Source organism: Pseudomonas sp. AF32 (assembly GCF_022342325.2).
Lineage (GTDB): Bacteria > Pseudomonadota > Gammaproteobacteria > Pseudomonadales > Pseudomonadaceae > Aquipseudomonas > Aquipseudomonas uvaldensis.
Genome location: NZ_RQJK02000010.1, coordinates 110,384 through 129,985, shown reverse-complemented (window position 1 = coordinate 129,985; position 19,602 = coordinate 110,384). Strand labels below are relative to the sequence as shown.

Here is a 19,602-nt window from a genome sequence, read left to right as displayed (position 1 = left end):
TGCCTGCAACCTTGTAAGGAACCTGTGGGAGCGAGCCTGCTCGCGACGGCGATATTGACTGACATACCGCTATCGCGAGCAGGCTCGCTCCCACAAGGATGATGGTCATCGACGGCATGCCTTTAACTGAAGCTGGGGATTAGCAATGAAAACCGCCGCTCAACTGGTGAAACTCAAAAGTGTGCAGAACCAGCAGGTCCACAGCATTGCGCCGGAGCAGACGGTGCTCGAAGCACTGCGGATCATGGCCGAGAAAAATGTCGGTGCGCTGCCGGTGATCGAAGACGGTCAGGTGATCGGGGTGTTCAGTGAGCGGGACTATGCGCGCAAGATGGTGCTGCAAGGGCGCTCCTCGGTGGGCACGCCGGTACGCACCATCATGAGCGCGCCGGTGGTCACCGCTGACAGTCAGCAGAGCATCGACCGTTGCATGGAAGTGATGACCGACAGCCATCTGCGGCATCTGCCGGTGCTGGATAACGGGCAGTTGATTGGCCTGTTGTCGATTGGCGATCTGGTCAAGGAGGCAATTGTCGAGCAGGCGGATCTGATCCGGCAGTTGGAACACTACATTCGCGGGCATTGACTGCAAATTTTCCACACCAGGAGATAGCTGACTTGCCCGCGATGCTTTTCGTCATTTGCGGTGCTGTCGCAACAGCTCGATCTGCTGGGAGGGCACCCGTGCCCGCAACGCCTTGTAGAGCGCACGGGTTTCCAACAGGTTCCAGATGCGCAGCATGGTTTCCAGCGCATCCAGGGGCTTGCTGATGAAGTCCCGGGCGCCCAGGGCCAGGGCACGGAGGCGGGTGTCGCGGGTCGCATCGGCGGTCAGGACCAGGATCGGCAGGTAGTCGTTGGCCGGGATGCGTCGGTTGAGTTGTTCCAGCACGGCGAAGCCGTCGAATGCCGGCATGTGCAGGTCGAGGATGACCAGGTCCGGCTCGAAGCTGTTGAACAAATCGAGGGTGCGCAGGGGCTCGGTGCTGCTCAGCACGTTATGCAACCCTTCACGGGCCAGCAGTTGCTCCATCAAGTCGAGGTTGGGGCGCTGGTCATCGATGATCAGGATGCGCAGGTCGCGGTTCATGCGGGCTCCGGCAAATAGCGTTCAAGGTGGCCCAGGAAAGCCTGGATATGAATGGGTTTGGTCAGGATGGCCGTGGCGCCGGCGTCCTGCAGGGTCCGATGGGTCAGGTCGCTGGCGTCGGCGGTGATCATCAAGATCGGGGTTGCCGCGGTGGCGGGCGATTGCCGCAGGCGACGCAGTACTTCCAGGCCTTCGAGGTCCGGCAGGGTCACGTCCAGCAGAATCAGTTGCGGTGCATGCTGGCGCGCCAGATCCAGGCCCATCTGACCTTGCATGCTCGACAGCAACTGGATCCCCGGACGGCGCTGCATCAGCGTTTCGATCAGGGCCAGGCTCGACAGGTTGTCTTCGATGCACAAGACCCGGCCGTGGTATTCGACGGGTGGGCGCGTCACCGTCAGCGTCGCGACGGGAACCGATGGTGTATTGGCGACCGTTGCTCCCGGCAACTGCAGGGTAAAACAACTGCCTTGTCCCGGCACGCTGTGCACTTGGAGGCTGCCCTGCATCATCTCCAGCAGGCTCTTGCTCAGGGACAATCCAAGGCCGGTACCCTCGACCTGGGGATCGGCGTCCAGGCGCTCGAATGGCTTGAACAGTCGGGCCAGTTGTTCCGGTGCGATGCCATGGCCCGTGTCACTGACGGCGATGCTGATCCGTTGGAGCTGCGTCGTTACCTCGATGCGAACTTCACCGCCGGGCCGGTTGTACTTGATGGCGTTGGACAGCAGGTTGAGCAGCACCTGGACCAGGCGCTGGCGGTCGGCCAGCACACCGCTGCCGTCGGGCAGCGGCGACAGCTCGACCAGGCGGATACCGGCGTCGGCGGCCATGGGTGAAACCAGCGTCAGTGCTTCGTGGAGCACCGCCGACAGGGCGAGGGGCTCGATGTTCAGTGGCAGGCGACCGGCCTCGATCCGGGCGATGTCCAACACTTCGTTGATCAATGCGAGCAGGTGCTGACCGGCACGCAGGATGTGGCTGACCTGGGGGCGCTGGCCGGCCGTGGAGTCCATGTCCAGCAGTTGCGCGAACCCGAGGATGGCGTTGAGTGGCGTGCGCAGTTCGTGGCTCATGCGTGAAAGAAACTCGCTCTTGGCCCGACTGGCGCTTTCCGCTTCCTCGCGAGCGGTGCCCAGGGCGATTTCGGCGGCACGCCGGTCGGTGATGTCGCGGGTGATCTTGGAGAAACCGCGCAGGGCGCCGGTGTTGTCGTATTGGGCGGTGATGACCACACTGGCCCAGAACCGACTGCCGTCCTTGCGACAGCGCCACGCTTCTTCCATGTAATGACCGTCGCGAGTGGCTTCGCGCAGGGCCATGTCCGGGTGCGCCGGGCATTCTTCGGGCAGGTAGAACAGGGAAAAATGCCGGCCGAGGATTTCCTGCTCGGTGTAGCCCTTGATCCGTTCGGCACCGGCGTTCCAGGTAATCACATGGCCCTGGGCATCCAGCGCGAAGATCCCGTAGTCCTTCACACCGTCGATGATCAGCCGCAAGCGCTCCTCGTTGTCGCGCAAGGCTCGCTCGCGCTCGGCAAGCAATTGCCCGGCTTCCACCAGCCGCGTGCCCAACTGACCGATTTCATCCTGTTCCGGCGGTTGCGGCAACAGGGGCTGCCCCAGGGCGAGGCGCTGGGCATTGCCTTGCACCTGTTGCACCCGGGCGACGATGCCCTTGGACAGGAACAGCACCGCGACAATCGCCCCGAACAGCCCGCACACGGCTGCCAGCAATGTGGCAAACAACAGGCGCATGCGCGTGGCCGAGGCTGCGGCGCTGCGCTCGTCGAGCAGGGCGTCCTCGCGGATGCGCATGGCATTGATCTGCTCGCGCAGTACGTCCAGCACTTGTTTGTTTTCGATCAGGATCGCCGTGATGGCTTCGGTGTCATCGCCCTTGCCGTTGCGCAATGCGATCAGGCCATGGAGTTTTTCGTCGATCAGCGGGGTGATGTTCTGCAGGTGTTCACGCACCTTGGCGTCGCGGATGTTGTGGTCCAGGCGTTGCAACGCGGCCTGGATCAGTGGCGTGGCCTGTTCATAGCCGGGCAGGAAGTCTTCGCGGCGGGTCAGCAGATAGCCGCGTACACTCGCCGCGGCTTCGGCCAGCAGCGTATGGACCGCCTGGATATCGCCCTGGACTCGCAGCACCCGGCGTACGTCTTCCTCGGCCCGGGCGGTCTGGCGTTCGGTGATGTAGATCAGCACCAGTGACAGCAGCAGCACCACCAGCGGCAGGGAAATCACCACCAGCGCCTTGCCCCGCAAGGGCAGGTTGGCCCATCGACGGGCAGCGACGAACCTCATGGCCATTGCCCGGTGGGTTGCGCCACCAGGCCCAGGGCGACACCACGCACGGCAGCCTGAGTCCGGTCGGCGGCGCCCAGCTTGCCGATGACCCGCTCGACATGGGCCTTGGCGGTGCCGGGAGCGATGCCGAGCTTTTCACCGATCTCGCGATTGCTGAAGCCACCGGCCACCAGTCCCAGCACCTGGCGCTCGCGCGCGGTCAAGGCCTGGAGCTGTGACGCGCCACTGGCGCCGCGCTCGGCCATGCGCCGCAACAGTCGTGCACTGACCGAACTGTTCAGTGCTTCTTCGCCACGGGCCACCCGTTCAAGGGCATCCAGGACCTCGTCCCGACTGGCATCCTTGAGCAGATAGCCGACCGCGCCGGCACCGATGGCGGCCTCCAGGTGATCGGGGCTGTCGTCCATGGTGAAGATCATCACTTTGATCCCGGGCTGGCGCTGCCTCAGGATGCGTGCCGCACCCAGACCGTTGAGCACCGGCATGCGGATATCAAGGATGGCGATGTCCGGTTGCAGCCGTTCGCACAGATCCAGCGCCTCCTGGCCGTCGCGGGCCTGGCCGACAACCTCGAAGCCCGGTAGGCCGGCCAGCATGGTGATGAAGCCGGTGCGGGTGACTTCGTGATCGTCGGCCAACAGCAGGCGTAATGGAGGCGTCATGGGTGTACTCCATGGGGCGGCAGCGGTACTTGGGTCAACAAACGGGTTCCACCCTCCGGCTGGCTGAAACAGGTCAACTGGCCGCCCAGGAGGCTGGCGCGTTCCTGCATGGCGGCCAACCCGAGATGGCAGCCGCCATGGGTTTCGATGGGTTGTTCGAGGGCAAAGCCACGGCCGTCGTCCTCGACCCGCAGGGAAGCCTGGTCGTCATTCACACAAAGCCCCAGGCAGACGTGACTGGCCCGAGCATGCTTGAGGACGTTGTTGATGCCTTCCTGGGCAATGCGGAACAGGGCGATCTCCACCTGCCCGGGCAGGCGAGCCGTGCTGTGTTCGACCCAATCCACCGTCAGGCCGGCCTCTCGCAGGCGGTCGGCTTCCTTGTCGACCGCTTTGTACAGGCCGAAATCGTCCAGCACATGGGGGCGCAGGCCGCTGATCAATTGTCGGCCTTCACCGACGCAGCCCTTGGCGAGGGCGAGGATGTTGTGCAGCTCGTTGGCAAGGTCCGGCGGCAGGGCCGGGCAGCGACCGGCAAAACCCTGCAAGCGCTGATGCAGGCCGGCCAGATTCTGCGCCAGCCCGTCGTGCAGGTCGTAGGCCACGCGCTTGCGCTCGTCTTCCTGGGCGCTGAACAGACGATGGACCAGCTCGGACATGGTGCGCTCACGGGCCTGGAGCGCTTCGAGCAGCCGATGGTTTTCCAAATGCGCCGCCAACAAGGTCGAGAGCAATTGCAGCGAGTCGATGTCTTCACTGTCCGGCGCACTGATGTTCACGCTATTGCCCAGCAGCAGGACGCCGAACACCGTCCCGTCGGACGCACGCAGCGGCACCCGCAGCACTTGGGGCAGGACGCTGCCGGGATACTCCAGCCATTGTGGGTCGGGCCAGGGTGCATGGGCCAGGCTGGCGAGCCAGGCAAGCCGTTCGCCGCTGCCGTGGCTGGCCAGGGTTTGCACGGGTTTTTCAGGCGTCCACGCCAGCAGCAGGCCATGGTCCATCGCCATGAACGCGCATGCCCGCAATACGACACGCTGGCGCATCTGGGCCAATGGCAAGCGGGTCAGCTCATGACCGGTTCCCAATAACAGACCCAGGCGTGCGGCGCGGCTTTGCGACTGGCGATATTGGGTACGGATGGCCAGGGCGCTGCCGGGCTCATGGGGTGGGCTTTGCATGAGGGGCTCCAGCGTGAAAGGGGACCGGAACGGTCGTGGTGCCGATATTAGAACGTGTCATCGATGCCGGGCGTATCTGCCGAACGGCATAGGCGATCGACACCGGATGGCCGATGGCGGCGGCACGGGCGGGCGGCAAAGTAGGGCCATCGAAACCCATGCGTTTTGAACCCCTTGCATTTAAACCCCTGCATTTAAACTCAGAGAAACGCCACGATGAAAATGAAAACCCTCGCCCTGGCCACTTTTTTCGTACTGACCACACCCTTCGCCCATGCCGTCGACGCCACGCCTTACGTGTATCGCACCGTCGCCGAACAACCGAAAAACGAAAAAGACCGTGAGATTGCCGGGCTGTTCGACAAGTGGAACGCTACCCTGAAGACCGGCAGCGCCAGCGCGATGACGAACCTTTACGCGCCGGACGCCATGCTCCAGCCGACGCTGTCCAACAAAGTGCGCACCACGCCGGCCGAGATCCAGGATTACTTTGACCACTTCCTGATGGGCAAGCCGGTCGGCACGATCAATTTTCGGGAAATCCATCGCCTGGGCCCCGATGCAGCGATGGACAGTGGCGTCTACACCTTCACCTTGACCAATGCCGACGGCAGCAAGAAGGACGTCCAGGCGCGCTACACCTTCCTCTATGAACGCCTGGACGGGCAGTGGAAGATTATCAACCACCACTCTTCGGCCATGCCGGAAGTGCCGAAGGTGCTGCACGCCAGCCACTGATTGCCGCGTTACACAAGCGCCCCTGACGTCAGGGGCGCTTGTCTATGCCGGAAAAAAACCTCTGCAACGTGTACCTGCACGTTTGCCAGCACAAAGGACTTGGAATGGGACATGAACATTAATTAGAATCAGTCTCATTTAAGTCATTCCAGGTGCAGGGCTTCTTGACATGTCTGACGCAGTTACGCCGACGGAGCATTCCCTGCATGCGTTGTACCGTGATCACGGAAGCTGGCTGGAAGGCTGGTTGAGACGACGCATGGGCAATGCCTGGGATGCGGCGGACCTGCGCCAGGATACCTTTTTACGAGTGATGGCCAGCGCTCAGCCCTTGGTTGACCTGCACGAACCGCGCGCTTACCTGCTGACGGTCGGCAAGCGGTTGCTGAGCAATTTCTACACCCGGCGCAACCTGGAGCAGGCCTATCTCGATGCCTTGGCGAGCCTGCCCGAAGAATGCGTACCGTCGCCCGAACAACGCTGGTTGCTCCTGGAAACCCTGCACGCCCTGGACGAATTGCTCGATGGCCTGCCGCCTCTGGTGCGGCGGGCTTTTTTGTGGAGCCAGCTCGAAGGCCTGGGCTACCGCGAGATCGCCGAGCGCATGCAAGTATCCGAGCGCACCATCAAGCGTTACATGGCCCAGGCTTACGAACATTGCCTGTTGGTGGACTTCTGATGAAGCCGGCTCCTTCGCTCGAAGCCCGGGAAGTGGCCCGAGCGGCGGCTCGCTGGCTGGCCATGATGGAGTTTGACGACGGCGAGTTCGATTCCGCCGGCCTGCAACGCTGGCGTGACAGCAGTGTTCAGCATGAGGCGGCCTGGCAAAAAGCCCTGCGATTGCGCCAGCGATTTGCCGGGGTGCCGCCCGCGTTGGGCATGGCGACCCTGGATCGTCCAGCCCTGCCTCGTCGCGACGTACTCAAGCGGGCCCTGGGCGTCGCGGCGTTGGCCCCGACCGCCTGGATGCTGGGGCGAGAGCTGCCGCTGCAAGCCTGGCGGGCCGATTTGCACACCGCCACCGGCGAGCAGCGGCGCTGGTCGCTGGTGGGCGGCAGCCTGTTGCGGTTGAATACCGACAGCGCCGTGGACTTGGACCTCAAGGCACGGCGCTTGACGTTGGTGCAAGGGGAAATCGCCCTGACGGTCGCGGGCAATACGCCGCTGACCGTCGAGGCACCCTATGGGGCGATCACGCTCAATCGTGGCGAAGTCTGCGTCCGGTTGAGCGCGCGCAACTGTCAGGTGTCGGTGCTCGGCGGTTCAGTGCAATTGCAACCGCTACAGGGGCTTTCACTGACGTTGGAGAAGGGCCAACAAGTCAGTTTGCAGACCGCCGGCGCTGGCCCGGTGAGTACCTTCGATGTGGCTCAGTTGGGCTGGCGAGACGGTGTGCTGGTGGCGCAGAACCAGCCGCTGGGGGATTTTCTCCGTGAGCTGGACCGCTATCGTCCGGGCGTCTTGCGCTGGGACGAAACCCTGGAGTCGCTGAGGGTGACCGGCAGCTTCCGCCTGGAGAACACCGATCGGATCCTTGGGCTGCTCGCGGCCAGCCTGCCGCTGGAGGTGCGAATGCGCACCCGGTACTGGGTCACGCTGGTGCCTCGTAAAAATATTGCCTGAAGCCTGTCCCCTTTTTTTGTCTCGCTTGTCATTCAAGGCAAGTGAACAAAAACGAGAGCTCTCTCCCATGTCCGTAGCAGTACCTTTGCGCTTTCGCCCGGCCTTTGCCGGCTGGCGTCCGCTGTTGAGCCTGAGTCTCATGCTGAGCCTGAGCGCCAGTCCCTTCTTGATTTCATCCAGCCAGGCTGAAGAAGCCGCCCGGCGCAGCTATCAGGTGCCGGCCGGTAGTCTCAGCGCCGCGCTGACCCGGTTCGCCGGCCTTGCCGGGGTCAATCTTTCGGTGGACCCGTCCCTGGTCGGTGGCCGCAACAGCCCCGGTCTTTCAGGGGAATATGGCGTGGAGGAGGGTTTCGCCCGGCTGCTACAGGGCTCCGGTCTGCAATTGCAGCCGGTGGGTGAGCAGGCCTACATCCTGATGCCCGTGCCGCAAGGCAGTAGCCTGCAACTGGCGCCCACCTCGATTCTCGGCGTTGGCGCTTCCACGGATGGCGACGTATACACGGGCGGCCAGGTGGCGCGCCGTGGTTCACAAGGTTTGCTGGGTTCGCGGGATTTCATGGAAACACCCTTCAGCATGACCACTTACACCAGCGAAGCGGTCAAGAACCAGCAGGCGCGGACCCTGGGCGACTTGATCGCCAGCGACCCTTCGGTTCGTGCGACCAACCCGGCGGGCGGCCGGTATGAACAATTCACCATCCGCGGTTTCAGCCTGTTCAACAGTGATGTGGCCTATAACGGTCTCTACGGCGTCTTGCCGACTTACACCATCGACATGGAAATGGCCGACCGCGTCGACATCCTCAAGGGCCCGACCCAGCTGATCAACGGGATATCGCCACGGGGTAGCGTGGGTGGCGGCATCAACGTGGTGCCCAAGCGTGCGAGCGACACACCCATCACCTCGTTCACCGGCAGCTACGCGTCCAACAACCAGCTGGGCGGTGCCGTGGATGTCGGTCGGCGTTTTGGTGAAGGCAACCAGTTCGGCATTCGCTTCAACGGCGTGAAACAGTCAGGCGACACCGAGTGGGATCACCAGAGCGTGGACCGCGAGATGGCTGTGCTTGGCCTGGATTACCGCGGCGAACGCCTGCGTCTGTCCACCGATATCGGGCACACCGAACGCGACACTGACGCGCCGCAGGAACGCGTGCAGGTTGCCGCCGCAGCACCGATCCCCCATGCCAGCGACGTACGCAGCAACTATGCGCAACCCTGGAGCAAGGCGCGCACCGAGGACACCTTCGGTACTGTGAACGCCGAATACGACGTCAGCGATTCCGTGATGCTGTATGGCGGGGTCGGCGCGCGCGAAAGTCGCCATGACTTCCTGCGGCACAACGTTCTGATCACCAACGCCGCCGGCGATTTCACCGTGTCTCCCCGCGATTTCACCCGTGACGAGAGTGTCCAGACGGCTAACGTCGGGGTACGCAACTGGTTCCATACGGGCCCGGTGAGTCACGAGGTCAACCTGGCCACCAGCTATTTCTACATGGACTTCACCAATGGCGGTGCTCGATACGCCAACGGTCGCAGCAACCTGTATGACCCGGTGGAAACACCGACCCCGAACGTCCCTACGCGCCCGGATCCAAAGGTCTACACCGAGAACCACTTCAGTGGCGTGGCGTTGTCCGACACGCTGGGTTTCTTCGATGACCGGTTGCTGCTGACCCTCGGTGCCCGCTGGCAACGTGTCGAGGTTGACGACTGGTCGGATGGCGTCAAAGGCCGTACCGCTTACGATGAAGAAAAGGTTTCGCCATCGGGCGGTATTCTGTTCAAGGCCACCGACAAACTGTCGCTGTATGCCAACTACATGGAAGGTCTGAGCCAGGGCAAGATCGCGCCTTCGACCTCGGTCAACGAGGATGAGATCTTCCCGCCGTTCATCAGCCGTCAGGTCGAGGTCGGTGCCAAATACGATGCCGGCCCGTTCGCGTTGACCGCCGCGTTGTTCCGAATCAAGCAACCGGCCTACGCGACCGATGCAACGACACGTGTCTTCGGCCCGAACGGCAAACGCGAAAACACGGGCGTGGAGCTGAGTGTCTTCGGGGAGCCGCTCAAGGGCACTCGCTTGCTCGGCGGCGTGATGTACATCGACAGCGAACTGACCGATACCACCGGTGGCGCTTTCGACGGCAACCGCGCACCGGCCACGCCGAAATACAATGTCAACCTGGGCGCAGAGTGGGATGTGCCGACCCTGCAAGGCTTGACCCTGACCAGTCGCGGCATCTACTCCAGCTCGCAGTACCTGGATCAGTCCAACGATAAGGCCATCGATTCCTGGTTCCGTTTTGACGTCGGCGCCCGCTACGGATTCAAGCTCGACGAAAAGAACATCACCCTGCGCGCCAATATCGAGAACGTCGCGGACAAACGCTATTGGAGTTCGGCCGGGGCCTCGGATGACAGTGAACCGGGCTTGACCCTGTCGACACCGCGTACGTACCTGCTGTCAGCGACCATCGATTTTTAAGCGTCGTACGGCTCCAGGGATGGAGCACGCCGAGGGTCAGGCATCGCGGAACAGATCGTGGGCGTCCAGCAACCGCCAGGCGATTTCCGGGCGTTTTTCGAGGCCACGGCGAATGGCGGCCGGGATCGACTGGCGGATCTTGCGGCACAGGCCGGGTTGCGGCTGGAACTCGATGGCAATGCCGCGCATGGTCCGTACTTCGTTGTAGCCGGGCTCGATGGTCAGGCGCACCCCGAGATTTTCGTAAAGACGCTGTTGCAGTCGCTCCAGTTCGGCCAGGTCCTGGATGTTTTCCAGGCGTTCGAGCAGGCGTTTTTCTTCCTGGCGGTTCAGGCAAAGAATGCGCAAATCGCCGCCGGGGGTTTCCAGCAACGCATCGCGCCCGCAATCGCAAACGCCGGGCGGGCAGGGGGGACGGATCGGGATCGACGCGGTCATGGGCTCCACAAACTCTGTGACACAACGCAACCGCCGCCGGATCTGCCGGCGGCTCAGGCAATGTGAAGCCTGATGGTATTGGGGTCAACCCCATCATCAGGCCGCTTGTCTGCCGCCGGACATGACCCGCTCGTCTGCTTATGTTCGGATCTGATCAAATCTTTCAATAGCAAGGACCTCTAGAAATGCACCTACGTTGCGGTGCGCTCCGTCATAGAGATGACGAGCAAGCCCACAGCAAGCATTAGAAGGAGTCCGATCGATGCAAGTGAACCCGTCTACATGGCCTTTGCTGGAAGAGCTGCTGATGGCCCGTGGCCCTGGCGGCCAGGAACATGAGGTCCGGCAGATCTGCCTGCGAGAATTGGAACCGCACTGTGACGAGACCTGGATCGATCCGGCCGGCAATGTGATCGGCTTGATCAAGGGGACCGCCAAGGCAGACGAAACCCGCACGCCCATCAGGATCATGGCTCATCTGGATGAAATCGCCATGCTGGTCAAGCGCATCGAACCGGATGGCACGTTGCGGGTGGTGGCGTTGGGTGGAGCCAATCCGATCAACTTCGGCGTCTGCCCCGTGGACATCCTGGGCGACCAGGATTTCATTCCTGGCGTATTGTCGTTCGGCTCCATGCACAGCACGGGTGAAACGCACCAGGGCGCGGATGTCTTGTCCGGGAATGTGCACTGGGGGGATGTGCATGTCATTACCCGGTGTTCGCCCGAGCAATTGCGCGAGCATGGCGTGCGCCCCGGTACGCGGGTGGTGTTGAGCCAGCATTGGCGCCGGCCGTTTCGTGTGGGAGATGCCATTGCTGCGCACTTCCTCGATGACCGCGCACCCATGGCCGCCACGCTCCAGGCGGCGGCGTTGCTGGCGGGACGCCGTGAAGCGTTGGTCGGCGAAGTGTATTTTGTCTTTACTACCCAGGAGGAAGAGTCCAACGCCGGGGCGCTGTACGCCGCCAGTCATCTGCCGGGGGAGGTGACCGTGGCCGTGGAAGTCGGGCCGGTGGTGCAAGAGTACGGGACTCGACTGAGCATCGATCCGATCATCAGCACGGGGGATCAGAACGGCTGCTACAGCCGTGAGATCGCCGATCGGCTGTACCGTGCCGGCGAACGCTGCGGATTGAGCCCTCAGTTTGCGTTATTGGTGGATTTTGCCAGTGACGCCAGTGCGGTCATGGGTGGCGGGATCTCGGCGCTGGGCGGTTGCATCGCGATTCCCACCGAAAATACCCATGGGTATGAGCTGATCCTGGAGGGCAGCATCGAGGCTTGCGCGGCTACGCTGCTGGAGTTTCTGGTTAGTCATTGAGGTTCGCGGCGCATCTGACAGGAACATGTCGCCTGTGGGAACAAAGCTTGCCCGCGATAGCGGTCTTTCCATGCCGGATATGTTGGCTGGGCTGGCCTCATCGCGAGCAGGCTCGCTCCCGCAGTGGTTCGCGGTGCAGCTGACGAACCGCCGTTTCTGTGGGAGCGAGCCCTGCTCGCGATAGCGGTTTGTCTGTGTCGGTGGTGTTGGACCCCACAGGTTTGAATGGGTCTACAGCCCAAGCTCGGACAATCCGGGATGGTCATCCGGGCGGCGCCCCAGCGGCCAGTGGAACTTGCGCTCGCTGGCCTGGATCGGCAGGTCGTTGATGCAGGCATAGCGGTTGCGCATCAGGCCATTCTCGTCGAATTCCCAGTTTTCATTGCCATAGGAGCGGAACCAGTTGCCCGAGTCGTCGTGCCATTCGTAGGCGTAGCGCACGGCGATGCGGTTGTCGGTGAAGGCCCAGAGCTCCTTGATCAGGCGATAGTCCAGCTCCTTGGCCCATTTGCGCGTCAGGAATGCCTTGGCTTCTTCCCGGCCATGAACGAACTCGGCGCGGTTGCGCCATTGGGTGTCGAGGGTATAGGCCAGGGATACCCGCTGTGGATCGCGGGAGTTCCAGCCGTCTTCGGCCAGGCGGACTTTCTCGATGGCTGACTCACGGGTGAACGGTGGCAACGGTGGGCGTACTTCGGCGGTGGACGACATGGCGAATCTCCAATGGCTGATGGATTGAATTTCACAACGGTTCAACGGGGTGCGTTTTCAGACTTCTTTTCGATCAACAACGTGTCCACTACCGCCCGGGCGTTATCGGCGGCACTGGGGTCGCCCATCACCAGCGCGACAGTAATAGCGCCATCGATCAGGATCAGTAATTGTCGGGCCAGGGCATCCGGATCTTCGGCGCCTTGTTCGACGCAAAGTCGGGTGACATAGTCGAGCAACTTCTGTTTGTGCAACTTCGCCACTTGGCGTACCGGGTCGTTCGGGTCGCCGGTTTCGCCGCTGGTGTTGATAAACGCGCAGCCACGAAAACCTTCACTGTCAAACCAGCCCCTGAGTACGGTGAACAGGTTCAACAGCCGTGCCCTCGGGTTCGGGGCCTTGTCGACTTCCGTGCTGAACCAGTGCATCCAACGCTCGTCCCGTCGCTTGAGGGCAGCCACGATCAGGTCGTCCTTGTTGGCGAAATAGCGATAGATGCTCTTCCTGGAGACGCCGGCGGTCTTTACCAGAAGGTCCATGCCGGTGGCGGCGATGCCACTTTTATAGATCAACTTTTCGGCGACATCGAGGATGATGTCTCGTGTTTCATTGTTAATGATTTCGTTCATGGCGCAACAGTAGAACGATCGTTCTCCTTGGTCAAGTTTAATTTCTGTGAAAACTCGCTTGCCGACGGTGGCTCCAAAACCCGCCCATCATGGTGTAAGCTCATCGGCTCTTCGGAACCGACCTTTTGCGAGCCTTAATGCCGTCGCTCTTCAAACGCACCTTGCTGCCAAAATTGCGCAGCTTCGCACTGACCGCCGATGCCGTGACCATCCTCGATGGCGCCGCCGAGTTCCGCCGTTGCCTGCTGGAGAAAATTGCCCAGGCCACCCAGCGTATCTACATCGTCGCCCTGTACTTGCAACAGGACGAGGCGGGCCAGGAAATCCTCGATGCCTTGCATGCTGCCAAAGCCGCTCGCCCGGAACTGGATGTGGTTGTGGTGGTGGACTGGTTGCGGGCCCAGCGCGGGCTGATCGGTGCCAAGAAACAGCCGGGCAACTCGGCGTGGTACCAGGAGCAGACGCGTCTGCACGCCAGCGAAGTGCCGATCTACGGCGTACCGGTGCAAACCCGCGAGCTGTTCGGCGTGTTGCATCTGAAAGGCTTCGTGATCGACGATTGCGTGCTCTACAGCGGCGCCAGCCTCAATAACGTTTATCTGCACAAGTTCGAGAAATACCGCTACGACCGTTATCACTTGCTGCAGAACGCTGCGTTGGCCGACTCCATGCATCATCTGGTGGAGCATGGCCTGGTGGCTTCCAAGGCTGTTCACCGCCTGGACCTGCCGAACTTGCCCAGCACCCGCAGTTTGCGCAAGGACATCGGCGACTTGCGCAGCCGCCTCAAGTACGCGGCCTATGACACCACGGCCGGTAGCCTCGACAAGAGTGGGTTATCGGTGAGCCCGCTGCTGGGCGTCGGCAAGAACAATCCGTTGAGCCGGGTCATCATTGAATTGATCGCCAGCAGTCGCCAGCAACTGACCATCTGTACACCGTATTTCAACCTGCCGCTGGCCGTGACCCGCGAGCTCAACCGCGCCCTGGCGCGCGGGGTGAAAATCGACATCATCGTCGGCGACAAGACCGCCAACGACTTCTTCATTCCACCGAGCGAGCCGTTCAAGATCATCGCGGCGCTGCCGTACCTCTACGAAATCAGCTTGCGGCGCTTCGCCAAACGGCATCAGCGCTACATCGACAGCGGCCAGTTGAACCTGCACCTGTGGCGTGACGGCGACAACAGCTACCACCTCAAGGGCATGTGGGTGGACGAGCGCTACACCTTGTTGACCGGCAACAACCTCAACCCGCGTGCCTTTCGTCTCGACCTGGAAAACGCCTTGTTGCTGGACGACCCCAAGGGCGAGTTGCTGACGCCACGCCGGGCCGAGCTTGAGCAGATCTACCGGCACACCCGTCGGATAGCACGCTACCTGGACCTGGAAACCCTGCCGGACTACCCGGCAGCTGTAGCCAAGTTCCTGAAACGGGTCAGCCGGGTACGGATAGAACGGCTGCTTTACCGGATCCTGTGAATACTGGCGCCATGTCCGAGAAAGACACCATCTCTGTCCAGTTGGTGCGTGAAGCGCTGTTGCAGAGCTGCGCCCCCGGCCCGGCGACGGACGAGGTCTTGAACAAGGTCGGCATCGCTCCGGCGCTGCTCGCCGATCCCCAGGCGCGTGTCCCGGCCCATGCGTACGCACGGCTCTGGCGTTTGCTGGCCCGACGTACCGACGACGAGTTTTTTGGCATGGACCCGCGCAAGCTCAAGTCCGGAAGCCTGGCGTTTCTCTGCCAGTGCGCCATGGCCCAGCCGACGCTGGCGGCCGGGTTGACGGTAGGGCTGGGCTTTCTGTCATTGATGCTCGAATGCTTGCCGGCGCAGTGGGTCCGTCAGCAGAGCCTGGCGGAAATCGTTCTGCTGGAAGATGACCGGGAACCCCGTCGGGCTTTCACGTATTTCACTTATTGGATGATCGTCCATGGAGTGGCCTGCTGGTTGGCCGGACGGCGCATCCCGATTCTGTCTATCGAGTTGCGCTGTAGCGAACCGGATTTTTGTGACGACTACCGGGTGATGTTTTCCCAGAACCTGCGCTTTGGCCGGCCCCGTACACGGATGATCCTTGCGGCCGACTGCCTGGACCTTCCCATCCGGCGCAACGCCGATGAACTCAAGCGTTTCCTCGCCCAAGCCCCGGCCAATATCCTGGTCAAATACCGCAACCCGCAAAGCCTGGCCAGCCGTATCCGCCACGACCTGCGGCAATTGCCCGCCCAACAATGGCCGGAAACCGAAGCCCTGGCCCAGCAGCTGTGCGTTTCCGCTTCGACCCTGCGCCGACGTCTGGCGGACGAGGGGCAGACGTACCAGGGGCTCAAGGACAGTGTGCGCAAGGAACTGGCGATTGCCTGGCTGGCCGAGCCTGCCGTCAGTTTCGTCGAAATTGCCTCGCGCCTCGGGTTCGCCGATGCAAGCTCGTTCTACAAGGCCTTTCGCAAGTGGTCGGGCTCCAATCCGGGACATTATCGGAGCCTGATTCTCAACGAATCTGATTGATACGCTCGCCGCGCTTTTTTATCCGTCCCCTTGTCTCTTTTCCCTCATAAAACCGTCATTTTTGTTTGATATAAGCCTCTGCAGGCGCTGAAAAAGCCAGACCATCAGGCAGAGTAGTGTATGCGAGTGACCGTTTCAGGTAGCGGCGATGTCGGTTTGAAAACCGTTTCCAATCCTGCTGTTGGTCAAGGTCCACAAGGACCGGACCTATGAAAATACTGGTCACCGGCGTGGCGGGTTTCATTGGTTTCCATACGGCCAGGCGGCTGTGTCATGACGGTCATCAGGTCATCGGCCTCGATAACCTCAACAGCTACTACAGCGTTGAATTGAAGCAGGCTCGACTGTCGCAATTGGCCGCCTACGGCAATTTCCGCTTCCGGTTGCTGGATGTGGCCGACAAACAAGCGCTGCTGGCTATGTTTGCCGAAGGCGCCTTCGACTGCGTCGTGCATCTGGCCGCCCAGGCCGGGGTGCGCCATTCCCTCGACAACCCCGATATTTATGCGCAAAGCAATCTGGTGGGGTTTCTCAATGTGCTGGAAGCCTGCCGTGCCCACAGGCCTGAGCATCTGATCTTCGCTTCGAGCAGTTCCGTGTACGGGTTGAATGAACGTATGCCGTATGCGACGACTGACCCCGTCGACCAACCGGTTTCCTTCTATGCCGCCACCAAGCGCGCCAATGAGCTGATGGCCCACGCTTATTCACATCTTTACGGCATTCCTACCACCGGCCTGCGTTTTTTCACGGTGTACGGACCTTGGGGGCGGCCTGACATGGCCCCGTTCAAGTTCACGGAGGCGATTCTGGGTGGCCGTACCCTTGATCTCTATAACGAGGGCGCGATGTCGCGCGACTTCACCTACATCGATGACATCGTCGAGGGGCTGGTGCGCTTGATACCACTGCCGCCCACCGATGGCGTCGGGGTACCGAACAAGGTCTACAACATTGGCTTCGGTTCGCCGGTAAAGCTTCTGCAATTTGTCGAATGCCTCGAAGAGGCGCTGGGCATGCGTGCGATTAAAAATTTCCTGCCGTTGCAATCGGGCGATGTGGTTGACACCTGGGCGGACACCCGCGAACTGGAAGAACGGGTGGGGTTTCGCCCGCAGGTCGCGGTACCCGTCGGTGTGCAGTCATTTGTCGATTGGTACCGCAGCTATTACGGCGTCTAACCTCTGATTCTTACTGGAATGTCATGCACGAAACCCCTTATGTGTCCGTCCTGATTCCGGCCAAAAACGAAGCAGGCAACCTCGTTCCACTGTTGGAGGAAGTTCGTACGGCGTTGGCCGACGAGGTCTTCGAAGTCATCGTGGTCGACGATGGCAGCACTGATGCCACCGCCGCTGAACTGCGCGCGCTGCAGGCCAATGGTTACCGCCAGTTGCGGGTGCTCAGTCATGCGCGCTCCCTGGGTCAAAGCACATCGGTTTTCCATGCCGCCGAAGTGGCGCGCGGACATTGGTTGGCGACCCTCGATGGCGACGGTCAGAACGACCCGGCGGATCTACCGAAAATGCTCGAACGGGTGCGCGGTTCCGAGGGCAAGCCTGGTGGCGTCAAGCTGGTGGCGGGGCATCGGGTCAACCGTCGGGACCCGGCGAGCAAACGGTGGGCCTCGCGATGGGCCAATAAACTGCGCGCCAGCCTGCTGAAAGACCAGACGCCTGACACCGGCTGCGGGATCAAACTGATCGAGCGCGAGGCGTTCCTGCGGCTGCCGTACTTCGATCACATGCACCGCTTCATTCCCGCGCTGATCCGTCGCCACAACGGGCGGATGCTGGTCCAACCGGTGAACCATCGCGAGCGCGGGGCAGGGGTGTCCAAGTACGGAAACCTCGACCGGGCCCTGGTGGGCATTCTCGATCTGTTCGGGGTGTGGTGGTTGATCAAACGCACCCGTCTTGACGTCAACGCACAGGAAACCGAGGTCTGACATGGGTAGAGAGTCGTTATGGCTGGTGGTCGGCTTCGGCGGGCAATTGGCATTCACCGGGCGTTTCGCCTTGCAATGGCTGTACAGCGAATACAAGAAACGCAGCCTGATTCCCGTGGGATTCTGGTACCTGAGCATCGTTGGCAGCGCGCTGCTGCTGGCGTACGCGATCTACCGCCAGGATCCGGTGTTCATTGTCGGCCAGTCCTTTGGTTTCATCGTCTACCTGCGCAACCTGCAATTGATTGCCAGGCATCAAGAGCGCAACAGCGGCGAACTGGGTAACAAGGGCTGACCGGGTGCGAATACGACTGTCTTCCTCGCGGCGGGAGCTGCTTGCGCTGGTGCTGTTGGCGTTGGTCATGGTGGGCGCCGGCCTGGGCTGGCGCCAGCCGATGAACGTCGATGAAGAGCGTTTCCTCGGCGTTGCCCTGGAAATGCTGCAGAACGGTTCATGGTTCATTCCCCATCGTGCCGGCGAAATCTATGCGGACAAGCCGCCGCTGTTCATGTGGGCCGTCGCGCTGTTCGTGCAACTGACCCACTGGCCGACAGTGGCCCTGTACTTGCCGGCCTTGCTGGCCGGGGCCGTGACCACCGCTTGCCTGTATGACCTGGGTCGGCGGTTATGGGGGCGGCGGGTCGGGGTGATCGCGGCGCTGCTGTTCCTGGCGACCTACCAGAGCTACAGCATCCTGCGGACCGGTCAGATCGACGGGTTCCTGGCCCTTTGGACGGTACTCGGAATCTATGGCTTATGCCGCCATCTGTTGCTCGGTCCCGCCTGGCATTGGTATTACCTGGCGTGCGCGGCGATGGGTTTCGGGATCATCAGCAAGGGGGTGGGCTTTCTGCCGGCGCTGATGCTGATTCCCTACGCCTATGCGGTACGCAAGGGTTGGAAGGGCGTGGTGCCCATGCCCGGCAAGGCAGCCGCCTGGTGGCTGGGGCTGCTGGTGGCATTGGCCGCCATCGCGGTATGGCTCGGGCCGTTGCTGGTGATCGTCTGGCATGGCAGCGCCGACAGCCTGGCCTACATCCAGGAAATCCTGTTCAAACAAACCGCTGGCCGCTATGCCAGCGCTTGGGAGCATCGCGAGCCGTTCTGGTATTTCTTCGCCCAGGTGATCCCCAAGTACTGGTTACCGATCTTTTTGTGGCTGCCCTGGTTGGTGCCGGCCTGGCGCAAGCAGCTGCTCAAGCACGACGGGCGGGTACTGGTGCTGCTCGGCTGGGTGGTGCTGGTACTGCTGTTTTTCAGCCTCAGCAGTGGCAAGCGCAAGTTGTACATCTTTCCCGCAGTGCCCGCGTTGGTCCTGCTGGTGGCGCCGCTGATCCCCTGGCTGCTGCGCCGTTGGTTCAGCCGCCGCCCGAGAGGCCGAACGGTGTTCGCGGTCCTGACGGTGCTGTGGCTGGGCGCCTGGTGCGCGCGCGGTTTCATCGAGCCTCACAAAGAAGGTATCAACCCCCACGAAACGATCATGGGCGAGGTGGCGCGACTGACCGGCAATGCCGATCTGGTGCTGGTAAGCTGGCGCGAAGGACACTGGCTGTTTGCCCGGCAACCCATCGTGCATTTTGGCTTCCATGGCAATCAGTCGCTGGAACAATCGGCCCTGTGGCTACGTAGCCATCCCCAGGCCCATGCCCTGGTGCCGGCGCGGAATCTGGCGCGTTGTTACGACCCGCAGAAGGCGCGCCGCGTCGGCGAAACCTCAAGGGCTGAGTGGTTCCTGGTCGGGGCCGATGCGGATAACCAGCAGTGCCAGCCTTCAGCGCCGGACAAGGTCTATACCTTCGCCTGGCGGCATCCTTTGCCGTAGTTGACACCGGCCTGCGGCCATCGCGAGCAGGGCTCGCTCCCACAGGGATTGGCTAACATCCAGATCACTTGTGGGAGCGAGCCCTGCTCGCGATGAGGCCCTCACTGGCAACGCAATACTCCA

At 61.9% G+C, this 19,602-nt stretch carries 19 protein-coding genes; 12 read left to right on the top strand and 7 right to left on the bottom strand.

The window, feature by feature from the left end; translation table 11 throughout:
• The first annotated feature begins 145 nt into the window (after positions 1 to 145).
• A complete protein-coding gene (locus tag EGM97_RS11790) occupies positions 146 to 586 on the top strand; it encodes a CBS domain-containing protein (RefSeq protein ID WP_238964636.1) in 441 nt (146 codons plus the stop codon).
• A gap of 51 nt (positions 587 to 637) precedes the next feature.
• Here EGM97_RS11790 and EGM97_RS11785 read toward each other — a convergent pair whose 3' ends face one another.
• Genes EGM97_RS11785 through EGM97_RS11770 form a run of 4 tightly spaced genes read right to left on the bottom strand, consistent with a single transcriptional unit; the run spans position 638 to position 5,245 of the window.
• Positions 638 to 1,090, bottom strand: coding sequence for a response regulator (locus tag EGM97_RS11785; protein WP_053156770.1), 453 nt, complete (start codon positions 1,088 to 1,090; stop codon positions 638 to 640).
• Positions 1,087 to 3,399, bottom strand: coding sequence for an ATP-binding protein (locus EGM97_RS11780; RefSeq protein WP_238964638.1), 2,313 nt, complete (start codon positions 3,397 to 3,399; stop codon positions 1,087 to 1,089). Before EGM97_RS11780 ends, EGM97_RS11785 begins: the two co-directional genes overlap by 4 nt.
• On the bottom strand, positions 3,396 to 4,064 hold the full coding sequence (locus EGM97_RS11775) for a response regulator (protein ID WP_238964639.1): 669 nt from the start codon (positions 4,062 to 4,064) through the stop codon (positions 3,396 to 3,398). Before EGM97_RS11775 ends, EGM97_RS11780 begins: the two co-directional genes overlap by 4 nt.
• Complete coding sequence (locus tag EGM97_RS11770; protein WP_238964640.1) at positions 4,061 to 5,245, bottom strand: GAF domain-containing sensor histidine kinase; 1,185 nt, start codon at positions 5,243 to 5,245, stop codon at positions 4,061 to 4,063. The genes EGM97_RS11775 and EGM97_RS11770 overlap by 4 nt, the downstream gene beginning before the upstream one ends.
• 216 nt (positions 5,246 to 5,461) lie before the next feature.
• Here EGM97_RS11770 and EGM97_RS11765 point away from each other — a divergent pair, with 216 nt between their 5' ends.
• The 4 genes from EGM97_RS11765 to EGM97_RS11750 all read left to right on the top strand — a co-directional run bounded on the left by EGM97_RS11765 (position 5,462) and on the right by EGM97_RS11750 (position 10,097).
• Positions 5,462 to 5,983 carry an SgcJ/EcaC family oxidoreductase gene (locus EGM97_RS11765; protein ID WP_238964641.1) on the top strand — a complete coding sequence of 174 codons (522 nt, stop codon included), beginning with the start codon at positions 5,462 to 5,464 and terminating at the stop codon, positions 5,981 to 5,983.
• Between the two features lie 169 nt (positions 5,984 to 6,152).
• Complete coding sequence (locus tag EGM97_RS11760; RefSeq protein WP_232775896.1) at positions 6,153 to 6,662, top strand: sigma-70 family RNA polymerase sigma factor; 510 nt, start codon at positions 6,153 to 6,155, stop codon at positions 6,660 to 6,662.
• Positions 6,662 to 7,606, top strand: a complete 945-nt coding sequence (locus tag EGM97_RS11755) for a FecR domain-containing protein (RefSeq protein ID WP_238964642.1) — start codon at positions 6,662 to 6,664, stop codon at positions 7,604 to 7,606. Before EGM97_RS11760 ends, EGM97_RS11755 begins: the two co-directional genes overlap by 1 nt.
• A 67-nt stretch (positions 7,607 to 7,673) precedes the next feature.
• A complete protein-coding gene (locus EGM97_RS11750; protein ID WP_238964643.1) occupies positions 7,674 to 10,097 on the top strand; it encodes a TonB-dependent receptor in 2,424 nt (807 codons plus the stop codon).
• A gap of 36 nt (positions 10,098 to 10,133) precedes the next feature.
• Here EGM97_RS11750 and EGM97_RS11745 read toward each other — a convergent pair whose 3' ends face one another.
• Positions 10,134 to 10,535, bottom strand: coding sequence for a hypothetical protein (locus tag EGM97_RS11745; protein ID WP_082339896.1), 402 nt, complete (start codon positions 10,533 to 10,535; stop codon positions 10,134 to 10,136).
• A gap of 262 nt (positions 10,536 to 10,797) precedes the next feature.
• Here EGM97_RS11745 and EGM97_RS11740 point away from each other — a divergent pair, with 262 nt between their 5' ends.
• Positions 10,798 to 11,859, top strand: a complete 1,062-nt coding sequence (locus EGM97_RS11740) for a zinc-binding metallopeptidase family protein (RefSeq protein ID WP_238964644.1) — start codon at positions 10,798 to 10,800, stop codon at positions 11,857 to 11,859.
• Positions 11,860 to 12,090: 231 nt separating this feature from the next.
• Here the strand turns inward: EGM97_RS11740 and EGM97_RS11735 are convergent, their stop codons facing one another.
• Together EGM97_RS11735 and EGM97_RS11730 are read right to left on the bottom strand one after the other, a co-directional pair.
• A complete protein-coding gene (locus tag EGM97_RS11735; protein ID WP_232775891.1) occupies positions 12,091 to 12,570 on the bottom strand; it encodes a nuclear transport factor 2 family protein in 480 nt (159 codons plus the stop codon).
• Between the two features lie 41 nt (positions 12,571 to 12,611).
• A complete protein-coding gene (locus tag EGM97_RS11730; RefSeq protein WP_238964645.1) occupies positions 12,612 to 13,199 on the bottom strand; it encodes a TetR/AcrR family transcriptional regulator in 588 nt (195 codons plus the stop codon).
• Between the two features lie 137 nt (positions 13,200 to 13,336).
• Between EGM97_RS11730 and pssA the strand changes: the two genes are divergently transcribed.
• The 6 genes from pssA to EGM97_RS11700 all read left to right on the top strand — a co-directional run bounded on the left by pssA (position 13,337) and on the right by EGM97_RS11700 (position 19,479).
• Complete coding sequence (pssA, locus tag EGM97_RS11725; RefSeq protein WP_238964646.1) at positions 13,337 to 14,680, top strand: CDP-diacylglycerol--serine O-phosphatidyltransferase; 1,344 nt, start codon at positions 13,337 to 13,339, stop codon at positions 14,678 to 14,680.
• A gap of 11 nt (positions 14,681 to 14,691) precedes the next feature.
• A complete protein-coding gene (locus EGM97_RS11720) occupies positions 14,692 to 15,708 on the top strand; it encodes an AraC family transcriptional regulator (protein WP_238964647.1) in 1,017 nt (338 codons plus the stop codon).
• A gap of 209 nt (positions 15,709 to 15,917) precedes the next feature.
• Entirely contained in the window at positions 15,918 to 16,889 is a 972-nt protein-coding gene (locus tag EGM97_RS11715) for an NAD-dependent epimerase (protein WP_238964648.1), read from the top strand.
• A 23-nt stretch (positions 16,890 to 16,912) separates the two neighbouring features.
• The gene (locus EGM97_RS11710) at positions 16,913 to 17,656 is read left to right on the top strand and encodes a glycosyltransferase family 2 protein (RefSeq protein WP_238964649.1); all 744 of its coding nucleotides are present in this window, start codon (positions 16,913 to 16,915) and stop codon (positions 17,654 to 17,656) included.
• 1 nt (position 17,657) lies between these two features.
• Positions 17,658 to 17,951 (top strand): lipid-A-disaccharide synthase N-terminal domain-containing protein, encoded by a 294-nt coding sequence (locus EGM97_RS11705; RefSeq protein ID WP_053156733.1) that lies wholly within the window; start codon positions 17,658 to 17,660, stop codon positions 17,949 to 17,951.
• A gap of 67 nt (positions 17,952 to 18,018) precedes the next feature.
• Positions 18,019 to 19,479, top strand: coding sequence for an ArnT family glycosyltransferase (locus tag EGM97_RS11700; protein ID WP_238964712.1), 1,461 nt, complete (start codon positions 18,019 to 18,021; stop codon positions 19,477 to 19,479).
• The last annotated feature ends 123 nt before the right edge of the window (positions 19,480 to 19,602 follow it).

Bases quoted from the DNA above. Each gene is read 5' to 3' on its own strand.
- EGM97_RS11790 (WP_238964636.1), top strand. From the start codon at position 146: ATGAAAACCGCCGCTCAACTGGTGAAACTCAAAAGTGTGCAGAACCAG.
- EGM97_RS11785 (WP_053156770.1), bottom strand. From the start codon at position 1,090: ATGAACCGCGACCTGCGCATCCTGATCATCGATGACCAGCGCCCCAAC.
- EGM97_RS11780 (WP_238964638.1), bottom strand. From the start codon at position 3,399: ATGAGGTTCGTCGCTGCCCGTCGATGGGCCAACCTGCCCTTGCGGGGC.
- EGM97_RS11775 (WP_238964639.1), bottom strand. From the start codon at position 4,064: ATGACGCCTCCATTACGCCTGCTGTTGGCCGACGATCACGAAGTCACC.
- EGM97_RS11770 (WP_238964640.1), bottom strand. From the start codon at position 5,245: ATGCAAAGCCCACCCCATGAGCCCGGCAGCGCCCTGGCCATCCGTACC.
- EGM97_RS11765 (WP_238964641.1), top strand. From the start codon at position 5,462: ATGAAAATGAAAACCCTCGCCCTGGCCACTTTTTTCGTACTGACCACA.
- EGM97_RS11760 (WP_232775896.1), top strand. From the start codon at position 6,153: ATGTCTGACGCAGTTACGCCGACGGAGCATTCCCTGCATGCGTTGTAC.
- EGM97_RS11755 (WP_238964642.1), top strand. From the start codon at position 6,662: ATGAAGCCGGCTCCTTCGCTCGAAGCCCGGGAAGTGGCCCGAGCGGCG.
- EGM97_RS11750 (WP_238964643.1), top strand. From the start codon at position 7,674: ATGTCCGTAGCAGTACCTTTGCGCTTTCGCCCGGCCTTTGCCGGCTGG.
- EGM97_RS11745 (WP_082339896.1), bottom strand. From the start codon at position 10,535: ATGACCGCGTCGATCCCGATCCGTCCCCCCTGCCCGCCCGGCGTTTGC.
- EGM97_RS11740 (WP_238964644.1), top strand. From the start codon at position 10,798: ATGCAAGTGAACCCGTCTACATGGCCTTTGCTGGAAGAGCTGCTGATG.
- EGM97_RS11735 (WP_232775891.1), bottom strand. From the start codon at position 12,570: ATGTCGTCCACCGCCGAAGTACGCCCACCGTTGCCACCGTTCACCCGT.
- EGM97_RS11730 (WP_238964645.1), bottom strand. From the start codon at position 13,199: ATGAACGAAATCATTAACAATGAAACACGAGACATCATCCTCGATGTC.
- pssA (WP_238964646.1), top strand. From the start codon at position 13,337: ATGCCGTCGCTCTTCAAACGCACCTTGCTGCCAAAATTGCGCAGCTTC.
- EGM97_RS11720 (WP_238964647.1), top strand. From the start codon at position 14,692: ATGTCCGAGAAAGACACCATCTCTGTCCAGTTGGTGCGTGAAGCGCTG.
- EGM97_RS11715 (WP_238964648.1), top strand. From the start codon at position 15,918: ATGAAAATACTGGTCACCGGCGTGGCGGGTTTCATTGGTTTCCATACG.
- EGM97_RS11710 (WP_238964649.1), top strand. From the start codon at position 16,913: ATGCACGAAACCCCTTATGTGTCCGTCCTGATTCCGGCCAAAAACGAA.
- EGM97_RS11705 (WP_053156733.1), top strand. From the start codon at position 17,658: ATGGGTAGAGAGTCGTTATGGCTGGTGGTCGGCTTCGGCGGGCAATTG.
- EGM97_RS11700 (WP_238964712.1), top strand. From the start codon at position 18,019: ATGGTGGGCGCCGGCCTGGGCTGGCGCCAGCCGATGAACGTCGATGAA.